A 9,384-nucleotide genomic window follows, 5' to 3' on the forward strand; every position below is an offset into this window, starting at 1 on the left:
GGGAATGTTCGCATAACCGCCCGCGATCTTATCGGCAAGCGGCAGCGCCTCACTAAACAATGTATCAGCATCGGGCATGGGCGATGTCTGCCACGGGATGCATGGTTCGGCAATCGCCGGGATGCACCGATCGTATCCGCGCTGGGTTGACGATTTTCCGCGTAACCAGTAGGTGCGGGTATGAACAACTTAGTGGCGATACTCAGTGACATCCATGGCAATGCCCATGCCCTACACGCTGTGCTGCAAGACATGGCGGCGCAAGGAATCCACGAAAGCGTGTGTCTCGGCGACGTGGTCGGCTATGGCGGCAGCCCCGGCGACTGCATTGATCTTCTCTTGGAGCACGGCATTCCCTGTGTGCAGGGCAATCACGATGCGATGGTGACCACCGGTGCCGGACTGGATGACGTGAAGGACGCCACGCTTCAGTCCATCGAGTGGACACGGGGCGTGCTGACTCCGGGGCAGAGAGACTGGTTGACGGCGCTGCCCATGACGATGCAGGCCGAAGACTACGAGGCTGTGCATGCCTCCCTGCATCATCCTGCCGACTGGGATTATGTGCTGAGGGCGGACGCTGCCGCGCTGAGTTTTCCGCATCAGACAAGACCGGTCTGCTTCATTGGACATACGCACTCGCCTGCATTCTGGGTGGAGGGTGATGAACTTGGCGTGGACATCACTTCGATTGAAACTTTGAAGCCAAACCGAAAGTGCCTCGTGAATGTGGGAGCCGTCGGTCAGCCGCGTGATCGCGACGAACGTGCATGCTACGCCATCTATAGTCGCGATACTCAGGACATCCTGTGGCGACGCGTGCCCTATGACATTGCAGGTGCGCAGCAGGCGATCATCCAAGCCGGCTTACCAGCCTACTTTGCGCAACGGCTTGAACTGGGGAGATGAGCAATGCATTCCCCGACTTCAGCCAGCCCACCTTTCAATCAGCCCGGCTGAAACCCAATCCTCCTCCGGCTCTTCCCCTTCTCCCCTGAGTGCTCCGCCTTCGCCTTCCTCACCTTGGCAATCTCCCGCTCCAACATCCCCTGCCTAACCTGCCACTTCGCTGGGTCTGCATCCGTGCTCCCTGCATGAATCGCGTTCACGCACACGTTCAGGATGTCCCCACCACTGAGGCCGCGTTTCAAAAGACGCTGCCAGATGTGGTGGTGTCGAATTTATGCCTTGGCGGGATGAGACCACGTGGCAAAAGCATGACAACCGCAAATGATGATTCCTAGATGCCATTGCGTGTTCAGTGGGTGGCGTATGCTGCTCTTGCCATGAATACAGAACAACCTCCCCAATTGGCTTACAAACTGAAGGACGCGGCAACACTGCTTGGAGTTTCAACCGTCTCAATGCGCCGTGCTATTCAACGTGGACTGATTCGACCATCACGAGCCTTTCGCCATGTTCTCATCAGCGCAGACGAATTGAATCGGTTCCTAAAATCCACATCGGCAATCGAATAGCGGCAACAAACATCACTTTTTGGGTTTTGCCTTCTTGAGGGCTTGTGCATTCTCGGCTAGCGCATCATCAAACAGCACCCTGATGAACTCGGCTTTGTTGGCGTAGCCCTTCTGCGCAGCAAGTTTGGCAAGAGCATCATCTTTCTCGGCACTGATATAGGCTCCTGCCAGCTTTGTTCCGGGTTGTCTTTGATTCGGCATATTTGGGGAAACAGTTCAAGGGTGCTTATCACCTGCAACAGCAATGAATCTGCCACACCCCAACCGCACCGAAAGGGGATTCTCAGTGAAGAAAAGTTTGAGCTGCTTGAGAGGAAAGTGAGGCTATGAACGACTCGCTGGCGGACTGACTTCAAACCTGCTGCTGTCGAAACGTCTCGTTGAGCATGATGTCTGTTAGCTAAAAGAAAAGCCCCTCTGGTGAGAGAAGCTTTTCCGTTCCGCCTGCTGCAGCTTGATCCTTTGGGAATCAGGTGCAGCTAGGCGGAGAGCCCGACATGATTGTCGAGCAGGCCGTGGAGGGCTTCTGTGCGGCGGGGGAGTTCGGAGAGGTTGCCCTTCAGCGTTTCGGTGAACGCATTGAAGAGGCTCCAGACGTTCCGAGGCTGAAACGCTTCATGACGTGGCTGACGCCATTCATGCAACACCAGCGGGATGTGCCGGTTGGGACAAACGCCGACATCGAGAGCACGAACCACGAGATCGTGGGCCGTGCGGTCGTCTAGGTTGGTGAGTTTGTAGCTGGCGATGCGGCTGTCCTGATGGTGCCAGCGCTCCATCAGCCTGCCCACGGCGCTCTGAACGAGGCCGGGCAGATCACGCAAGATGAACCGGGTGTGCTTGCGGGCGAGTTTGACCTCCCCGTAAAACGCGAGATTGTCGCAGCAAAACACGGATGATCCTGCCACAATGCCAGCGGGGAATGTCTTGTCGTGGCTGTTGCGCAGTCCGAGCACCCAGCAGTAATCCTTGTCGTTCTCACGACGCTGGATTTCCATGAGGCCGAAGTAGCGCATGCCGTCGTGTGTGAGGCTGTGCGCCTGAGTTCCGACGCTCAGGCCGTTGCTTCGAAGGGTGAATTCCACTTGTTTCACCAGTTCGATGTGAGGAATGGGACTCCAGCTTTCCGTGGGATGCGGAGTGGGAACGGCGATGATTTCCTTCCGTTCAGCGGCACGAGCGCCGCAGTGGAGGATGAGGTTGGGACGGGGGCGTTGAGTAAACGTGGGGGCTTCGAGTTCGAGATGAGCAATCATAGAGATGGTTTCTTTCGTTGTTTGAGGGGGGAACAAGGCGGGCCGGGGCATCTGGTGGATGCGCCGGCCCGTGCCTTGTGATTGTGGGTTGATGCTAGATGCGGACGCCCTGCAAGCTGCGCAGAGTTTGACGCACGGTTTGGATCTCCTTTTCGCTGGCCTTCTGCTCGCGCATGGACTGGCGGATGTGATCCCCGAGCCTGGTCAGGCCGTTGATGGTTTCACGGAATCCGGTCTTGATCGCCTCGATCTGCACGAGGGCGGCTTCCAGTGAGGATTTGGCTTCCTCTTTACTGGTTGCTGTCTGAGCACTTGGAGTGCTGGAGCCGTTGGCTCCTGCGGTTCTGTTTTGTCCGAGGGTGGGTGTGTTGGTTTGCATGGGTGGTGGTGTGGGTTGTTCCGCTTGTGGCGGAGGATTGTTACTGGGTGTGGGGGCCGCCGTTGCCGGCGGCGGGGATGCGGCGGCATTGGGACCGCCATTCATGCGCAGGGGCATGATGATCATCTGCCGCCCGGCCAGGCTGAACCTGAGAGGCGACATGGAGTCGATGATTTCGATGCGTGTGAGACCAAAGCGCAGCGCCTTGAGCAGAGTGCGGCGGTCGAGGAAGATCGTAGCATCAGGGCCGGTGGCACCGGCTTCTTGGATGTCGATCTTTGTCCATGCCAACTCCGGCCGGGATCTGCCCAGCAAGCGGAATGCATTGCCGTTCACTTCAAGGCCGATGGTGTGATGCTTATCCTCCCCGAGTGGCAGGCGTTGCACCGCCACCATCACTTCATCCACGGCCTCCGGGTTGATGGAGATCGTGGTTTGGTAGGAAGCAGGGCTGGGTAGCACCGTTTTCCATTGGGGGAATTGGCTGTCGATGCTCTGTGACTGAAAGCGCCAGTGGTCGCTGGCGATTTCAAAACAAGGCGGTCCATCGTCTTTGGCTGGCATGGCCCGGAGCTTCCATTCGCCATCCTGCTGAAAGCCTTTCCAGCCGAGGAACTTGTGTTCCGGGATGAGAATGGATTCCTTCAACGGGAGCGAAAAGCTGTTCGAGCTGAACAGGTGATGACCATCCGTGCCAACAACGTAGTGAGCGTTCTCGTCGCGGACATCAATGAACGCTCCGTTAAGAACGAGGCGGGTGGGATCGGTGCTGGCGCATTCAAGCGCCTCATGGATGGAGGAGCGCAGTGCTTCATCAATGGCGATGCTGGTTCCTTGAACCTCCGGCTGAAGAGGGAACTCTTCGGGCGGGGCGGATTCGCAGTGATGTTCGGCGCTCTGGCCGCCCACTGGAAAACGAATGGAGATGGCGTTTTTGCTGATGGGGACGAGTTCGATGAGATCGGCGCTGCCGCAGCTTTTGGCGATGTTGTTCAAATCGCTGAACGGAACCAGCAGAGCGGCAGGTTCGGCCTGGCCTCGATGATTCATCGAGTAGGTGGCGGTGCGGTCCAGATCTGTGACCGTGAGGTCGATGAGTCCAGAGTCGTGACGACGCACACGGACTTGGCCGAGAACGGCAAGGGTGATGCGTTTGGGAATGACCTTGCCGAGACCCGCGAGTGCGGTCCTCAGTTCGGCGACAGGAAGTGAGATGGTTTGCATGGGTATGGATGTGTATTGGGTTGAAGTGGATATGAGAAAGCCGTGGACACTTCTGTTGGCGAAGCGGCCACGGCCCGGTGGAGGGCTGTGGTTGGTTATTTGCTGAATCGTCGGAAGGCGACGAATGCGGCGACGATGAGAACTGCCAGCAGGAGCCAGTGGTAGCTGACGACCACGAGGCAGAACCCGGTGATCGCCAATAATACGATGGCCTGCAGACATTGAGTCCAGGTGGGCATGGTGAGGAATGATGGGTTGCGAGCGTTGTCGCTCAGGATTTGTCATGCTTTGACAAGGCACCGAGAACCTGCACCACGGCGAAGCAGACCAGGCAGATGCCAATGGTCTTCAAGCCATCGCCGATGGGCGTGTAGTCAGGCGGGACCTCGGCACAGCCGGAGAGGAGCAGGAAGGGCATGAGGAGGCGGTTCATGGGCATGTGCTGACCTCCTTGGGTGGAGGTTGTCCTGCCCCGCTGCTGATGACTGTCTTGCCGATCTGAGGTGGCATCAGAATGATGACCTCATGGTGGATGGTCTGCTGTGGTGGTGGCGTTCCATCCAAAGAGGGCTTCTTGTGGCAGGCGACCAGCGTGGCAAAAATCACGCTGGTCAGCATCGGGTGAAACAGGGAATGAGTTGAGAAGTGCTTCATGGGTAAGGGTGTATGGGTTAAAACGCCGACAGCCCACGCACCCGGTGAAGGGCAGGTGGGCTGTCGGGCGTAGGGTTGAGTGGTGGGGGTTAAGCGGCAGCTTTGAACTTTAGCTGCCGGGTGGTGCAGTCGGTGCGCTGGATGTCATCGCGCCGTCCTAGATACACAGGCTGATAAACACAGCCGCTTTCTGGGAAGGCGTAGAGGTAGCGCACCTCCACGATGTCTCCTTGGGAGGGGACCACGTGGTTTGGCGGGATGGTGACATTCCCGGCTGGGACCGGTTGTTCATCCCGCAGCAGAGCGAGACTCACGCTGCGTTGTTCATTGATCTGGCTCACCAGAAAGGAGGCCGTCTCGTAGAACTTGAGCTTGAGCGCAGGGCCGCCACTGGCTGGGCGACCTGGGGTGTATAAGGCATCAAGACGCTTGAAAACGACGCCTTCAGCTTTGCCGGACTTGAGCTTTTCCAGCATCGCCTTCTTCGTTTCCGTGAGGATAGTTGTGGCGGCGGTGCTGATGCAGTCGTCCCCTGACGGGACGATGTTGTTCAATGCCACTAAGCGCATTCGGTAGGGCTGGGATCTGAGATCAGTACCATCGAGTTCGAGCAGGTCGAAAGCGATGAACTTCTCGCCGACACACTCGCCATCGAGAATGAGCTGGCTGTTGAGCGCTTCAACGGCTTTGGTGATGGACTGCGGTAATGAGACGATCAAACCTGAGCGGTTGATGCCATCGGTGCCTTGGTGGTTGCAGCGAATGAGCAGGCGCCGGCCATCGAACTTCTCCTGCATGACCCACTGGGGATCACACGCGAGTGATACGGCCTCGTCCTGATCAATGGGATTGAGCAACTGTGGCAGGATGTCGGTGGCCTGCTGCGCTTTGTCGCTGTGCTGGTACGGTGTGCCGGATTCACCAGGGGTGTAGCCCTTGCCGGTCTTTTCGCGCACCAGTTTGTCGAAGATGCTCTTCGCCTTGGGGTAGTCCACAGGGGACTGGGTTTTGGTTCCGGTGGTGAGCGCGGAACCGCGTCGCCCGTAGGCGAAGTGAACGACGTAGCCGCCGTCATTGGGTTGAATGGCCGCCTGATAAATTTTGTCAGACGAGCCTTCACGGAAGTAGAGCGTGATGTGCTCCATGGGGTGGGTTCTCCTTTCGGTTGGGTGTTGTGGGTGAAACAAAAAGAGCCGCCCACGGGATGTGGACGGCTCTCTTTGGGAAAGAGTTTTGTGATTGCTTGAGGTCAGTTAATGTTGGTCGGGCGTTTCAAATAATCGTCGATGATCAATTGGTCTATGGCACGAAATATTGGGGGAGAAGGTTGCTTTACTGGGGAAGGAACCGAGGCTGACTTTGATCCAGAATCACCTTGTGATTTGCCAAGTGACCATAATTCGAAGGAATCATTGACGGTCCTTGGATCTGAATTAGGCAGTTGGGAATCTTGCGCTTTTTGGTATTGAAATGGTCGCCCATAGCCATCAACAAACATCCATCCATGAGAGCCTTGCATGACCATTAATGGTAAGATGGGCACTAATGCGTTTTTCTGTTCTTGTGGATCCAGTAATCCATCTGAGGCGGCGTATCCCTGATCGCCAAGCTTTATGTAAGACATGCCATCTCCAGTTAGGGCTTGATAGAGCATCATTGCAGCATCCTCTGGAACATTTTGTACGCCCGAATATACTCCGAAATGTGATATGCTGGAAGGTTCAGGATACTCACCAAAAATTACTCGATACCGCTCAAGACCGAGGCGTATAGTCTCCATCGAAGACTCTGTTAATTTGCGTCTGGCAGCATCGTCAGCTTCATTTGAACCGCCTGAGATCAATAGTGCAAGGAGCACCAATGGACCCACGATATAGATGAAGCCGATGAAGAGGCTCATATCAGAAGCATTTGCTTTCTTTTGAACCTCTGGGCTTGGCAAAATTGATTGAGAGTCAATTGCCGCAGAACCCCTTGACTGCATTTCACAGTTTCTACTGGAGTTCTCCATCAGAGCGATGCCGCAGTGCGGACATTTAGGTGCCGTTGTGGAGACGGTTCCATTACACTCCGGGCAATTAATTAGCGCCATATATTTCGGTGTGTGAATTTATCATTTATTTCTAATAATGAATCACTCTTAGAACGACTTGCATGAGCAGGGAGTGAGTGGGCGGAGTTTGTAAATATCGGTAGGCACTGAGTTATCCTGAGGCGATCCTCAACGTTCCCAGGGCGGATTGATGGGGATCGGGTGACCACCAGTCCTGCGCATTCCTGGCAAATAGCCCATTTCGCACTGCTTTGGGAATGCAATGCTAAAGCCCAGCATCACAAGGCACGTTAGCACCCACCCAACGACCTCCCCTATAGGTGAACCTTTTTTTGCAGGTTGTTGTGATTCTGGCGAGCATGTTTCAAGATTTGCATGTTTCAGAATTTGGCCGTCTTCTTTGGGAAAAAATGGCTCGGTGGTGCCAGTCAAAGCGGCTGTGTTGGGTGGCTTTCGGTCGCTGGGGGACTCGGCTTGAACTTGAACAGTTGGTGCGCTTCTAACGAGCCAGCCGCAATGAGGGCATGCAGCCGCTTTAGATGAAACGACGCCATTGCATTCAGGGCAGTTGATCAAGGCCATGGTTGTTCTCTTGTGAGTAAGATTGCGGCACCTCCAATGAGGAGGTGCGCATATTTGTACACTACCGATGGGTGAGTGTAAAGGAAACAGCTCGCCTCCTATGCTTGTGGTCGAATGGAAAGCCCGACCCTCAAACGCCTTCTGGCGAGATTGAAGCAGTTGCGAACGCAACTGGGGCTGACGCAGGAGGAATTCGCGGACAAATACGGTTTGTCGTACAAGTATTATCAGGCGGTTGAGGCAGGCAGGAAAAAGGATCTCCGCTTGTCCACCTTGGATCGTCTTGCTGCTATCCACGGTTTGGAGGCATGGCAATTGCTGCTCCCAATTCAAATCAAGCCTCCGGCTAAAGCAGGTCGTGCTCGCAAGGTGTTGAAAACCAAGGATGTCAGAAAATGAAAGCGGCTCCGGTGGGCATTCCCGGAGCCGCTGTTGTGCTCAGTGCCATTTTTTGCACTCGTTGAAGAACTCGCAACTGCCGCACTGCAGGCCAGGTGCGGGTACGAAGTCCTCCATCTCCAGTCCTCGCACGTAGGAGTGGATCATCCGCAGGAGCTTGTCCTGCTGCTCCTGGGTGGCTGGCCCGCTGCGGGTGACAACCAGCTTGGGCGTTTTGAGCCGCACCAGATGATGCAGTTCAATGCCGCTCTCCTGCCGGTCGGTCGCTTCGCGGTAGAGCATGGCATACGAGGTCGTTTGCACTTCGGTGAAGTGCAGCACCTTCTCGCTGTCGGGTGTGCGGCTGGTCGTCTTGTAATCGACGATGCAGCCACCCTTTCGCACGAGATCCATGATGCCCACGAGTCTGGGCAGGCCATGCCGGGCAAGGTCCAGCTCGACCGAGACCTCCACACCTTCGGGCCGCTCATCCAACGGGATGGGCGTTTCACGCAGGTAGGTTTCAAGGAGGGCGAAGGCACCGGACTTGGTGCTTTCCTCTTCATCCCCCCAGTTGATCGGCTCATCCTCCTCGGCATTGGCCCAGGCCTGGTCAAACACAGTCCTGACCATCTCATCAAGCAGCGGGGCTTTGCGCCAGCGGGCAAGATTCCACTGCTGCAGGACTGCATGAACCACAGTGCCGATCCGCATGGCCGAAGAGGGCTTCTTCGGTTTGCCACTGAGGTAGCGGAAGTAGAACTTCAACCGGCACGACAACCATGTCCCCAAACGGGACGCGGAGATCGTTTCCAGCAGTTCGTCCTTGGTGCGGCCGACCTTGGTAACTGACTCCTGATCGGGGGATGCGATCATGACGTGAGCCCTCCAATTACCGGTTTCGAAGCAGCACGGTAGAGGGCAGGGGAGCCCGCTGTTTCCGCGCTGGGATGACCATTTCCATTGCTGCGCGGCTTGCCGTTGCGCCGGGCACCAGCGTTGTATCGCTCGAACAGTTCGTCGATCAAACCGCTGGCCTGAAGTCGATCAAGCTGGCGGACGCCGGCACCGAACATTTCCAGCGCGATCTGTTCAACCTCGCTTTTGTCGATGTTCTTCTCTCGCACGACCTTTTCAATGAGGCCGCGTTGCTTGTCGCTGCAACGCCAGGCTCCAGTGCTGGAGCCGTTGGTGTGCCCGTTGCCGTTGGCATGTGGATGTCTTCTGCTATTGGTGGCGGGTGGGGCGGCACCGTTGGTGGCGCTGCCGTAGGTATGGGCATCGGGCATGAACCCGACTTCCTGGATGGACTGATCCACCGCATCCTGCAGGAGGCGGTAGAGCCTGCTGCTTTCCTGCTCGACCTGCGAGAGGTCGGTC

Annotated in this window: 13 protein-coding genes; 4 read left to right on the top strand and 9 right to left on the bottom strand. The window is 56.4% G+C overall.

Annotation, left to right across the window (positions count from 1 at the left end; translation table 11 throughout):
* The first annotated feature begins 180 nt into the window (after nucleotides 1–180).
* Together ACIREA_RS19050 and ACIREA_RS19055 are read left to right on the top strand one after the other, a co-directional pair.
* Complete coding sequence (locus ACIREA_RS19050; RefSeq protein WP_397383921.1) at nucleotides 181–909, top strand: metallophosphoesterase family protein; 729 nt, start codon at nucleotides 181–183, stop codon at nucleotides 907–909.
* 377 nt (nucleotides 910–1,286) lie between these two features.
* Nucleotides 1,287–1,478 (top strand): helix-turn-helix domain-containing protein, encoded by a 192-nt coding sequence (locus ACIREA_RS19055; RefSeq protein WP_397383922.1) that lies wholly within the window; start codon nucleotides 1,287–1,289, stop codon nucleotides 1,476–1,478.
* Nucleotides 1,479–1,490: 12 nt separating this feature from the next.
* Here ACIREA_RS19055 and ACIREA_RS19060 read toward each other — a convergent pair whose 3' ends face one another.
* The 8 genes from ACIREA_RS19060 to ACIREA_RS19095 form a co-directional block, all read right to left on the bottom strand.
* Nucleotides 1,491–1,679 carry a hypothetical protein gene (locus tag ACIREA_RS19060; RefSeq protein ID WP_300933135.1) on the bottom strand — a complete coding sequence of 63 codons (189 nt, stop codon included), beginning with the start codon at nucleotides 1,677–1,679 and terminating at the stop codon, nucleotides 1,491–1,493.
* Between the two features lie 278 nt (nucleotides 1,680–1,957).
* Entirely contained in the window at nucleotides 1,958–2,734 is a 777-nt protein-coding gene (locus tag ACIREA_RS19065; protein WP_397383923.1) for a DUF932 domain-containing protein, read from the bottom strand.
* 94 nt (nucleotides 2,735–2,828) lie between these two features.
* Nucleotides 2,829–4,337, bottom strand: coding sequence for a hypothetical protein (locus ACIREA_RS19070; RefSeq protein WP_397383924.1), 1,509 nt, complete (start codon nucleotides 4,335–4,337; stop codon nucleotides 2,829–2,831).
* A 95-nt stretch (nucleotides 4,338–4,432) separates the two neighbouring features.
* Nucleotides 4,433–4,576, bottom strand: a complete 144-nt coding sequence (locus ACIREA_RS19075) for a hypothetical protein (protein ID WP_397383925.1) — start codon at nucleotides 4,574–4,576, stop codon at nucleotides 4,433–4,435.
* Between the two features lie 32 nt (nucleotides 4,577–4,608).
* Nucleotides 4,609–4,770 carry a hypothetical protein gene (locus tag ACIREA_RS19080; RefSeq protein ID WP_397383926.1) on the bottom strand — a complete coding sequence of 54 codons (162 nt, stop codon included), beginning with the start codon at nucleotides 4,768–4,770 and terminating at the stop codon, nucleotides 4,609–4,611.
* Nucleotides 4,767–4,991 carry a hypothetical protein gene (locus ACIREA_RS19085; RefSeq protein WP_397383927.1) on the bottom strand — a complete coding sequence of 75 codons (225 nt, stop codon included), beginning with the start codon at nucleotides 4,989–4,991 and terminating at the stop codon, nucleotides 4,767–4,769. Before ACIREA_RS19085 ends, ACIREA_RS19080 begins: the two co-directional genes overlap by 4 nt.
* A gap of 89 nt (nucleotides 4,992–5,080) precedes the next feature.
* The gene (locus ACIREA_RS19090) at nucleotides 5,081–6,136 is read right to left on the bottom strand and encodes a WGR domain-containing protein (RefSeq protein ID WP_397383928.1); all 1,056 of its coding nucleotides are present in this window, start codon (nucleotides 6,134–6,136) and stop codon (nucleotides 5,081–5,083) included.
* A gap of 104 nt (nucleotides 6,137–6,240) precedes the next feature.
* The gene (locus tag ACIREA_RS19095; protein ID WP_397383929.1) at nucleotides 6,241–6,891 is read right to left on the bottom strand and encodes a hypothetical protein; all 651 of its coding nucleotides are present in this window, start codon (nucleotides 6,889–6,891) and stop codon (nucleotides 6,241–6,243) included.
* Nucleotides 6,892–7,740: 849 nt separating this feature from the next.
* On the opposite strand from ACIREA_RS19095, the gene ACIREA_RS19100 reads away from it, so the two are divergent.
* Complete coding sequence (locus ACIREA_RS19100; protein ID WP_397383930.1) at nucleotides 7,741–8,025, top strand: helix-turn-helix domain-containing protein; 285 nt, start codon at nucleotides 7,741–7,743, stop codon at nucleotides 8,023–8,025.
* 39 nt (nucleotides 8,026–8,064) lie between these two features.
* Here the strand turns inward: ACIREA_RS19100 and ACIREA_RS19105 are convergent, their stop codons facing one another.
* On the bottom strand, nucleotides 8,065–8,880 hold the full coding sequence (locus ACIREA_RS19105) for a RecB family exonuclease (protein WP_397383931.1): 816 nt from the start codon (nucleotides 8,878–8,880) through the stop codon (nucleotides 8,065–8,067).
* 74 nt (nucleotides 8,881–8,954) lie between these two features.
* Here ACIREA_RS19105 and ACIREA_RS19110 point away from each other — a divergent pair.
* A partial coding sequence (locus ACIREA_RS19110) for a hypothetical protein (protein ID WP_397383932.1) occupies nucleotides 8,955–9,384 on the top strand: 430 nt, incomplete at its 3' end.

Origin of the sequence: Prosthecobacter sp., from assembly GCF_044373815.1 — a bacterium.
Lineage (GTDB): Bacteria > Verrucomicrobiota > Verrucomicrobiia > Verrucomicrobiales > Verrucomicrobiaceae > Prosthecobacter.

Excerpts from the sequence above, each read along its gene's own strand:
- ACIREA_RS19050 (WP_397383921.1), top strand. The coding sequence starts at position 181 with ATGAACAACTTAGTGGCGATACTCAGTGACATCCATGGCAATGCCCAT.
- ACIREA_RS19055 (WP_397383922.1), top strand. The coding sequence starts at position 1,287 with ATGAATACAGAACAACCTCCCCAATTGGCTTACAAACTGAAGGACGCG.
- ACIREA_RS19060 (WP_300933135.1), bottom strand. The coding sequence starts at position 1,679 with ATGCCGAATCAAAGACAACCCGGAACAAAGCTGGCAGGAGCCTATATC.
- ACIREA_RS19065 (WP_397383923.1), bottom strand. The coding sequence starts at position 2,734 with ATGATTGCTCATCTCGAACTCGAAGCCCCCACGTTTACTCAACGCCCC.
- ACIREA_RS19070 (WP_397383924.1), bottom strand. The coding sequence starts at position 4,337 with ATGCAAACCATCTCACTTCCTGTCGCCGAACTGAGGACCGCACTCGCG.
- ACIREA_RS19075 (WP_397383925.1), bottom strand. The coding sequence starts at position 4,576 with ATGCCCACCTGGACTCAATGTCTGCAGGCCATCGTATTATTGGCGATC.
- ACIREA_RS19080 (WP_397383926.1), bottom strand. The coding sequence starts at position 4,770 with ATGAACCGCCTCCTCATGCCCTTCCTGCTCCTCTCCGGCTGTGCCGAG.
- ACIREA_RS19085 (WP_397383927.1), bottom strand. The coding sequence starts at position 4,991 with ATGAAGCACTTCTCAACTCATTCCCTGTTTCACCCGATGCTGACCAGC.
- ACIREA_RS19090 (WP_397383928.1), bottom strand. The coding sequence starts at position 6,136 with ATGGAGCACATCACGCTCTACTTCCGTGAAGGCTCGTCTGACAAAATT.
- ACIREA_RS19095 (WP_397383929.1), bottom strand. The coding sequence starts at position 6,891 with ATGAGCCTCTTCATCGGCTTCATCTATATCGTGGGTCCATTGGTGCTC.
- ACIREA_RS19100 (WP_397383930.1), top strand. The coding sequence starts at position 7,741 with ATGGAAAGCCCGACCCTCAAACGCCTTCTGGCGAGATTGAAGCAGTTG.
- ACIREA_RS19105 (WP_397383931.1), bottom strand. The coding sequence starts at position 8,880 with ATGATCGCATCCCCCGATCAGGAGTCAGTTACCAAGGTCGGCCGCACC.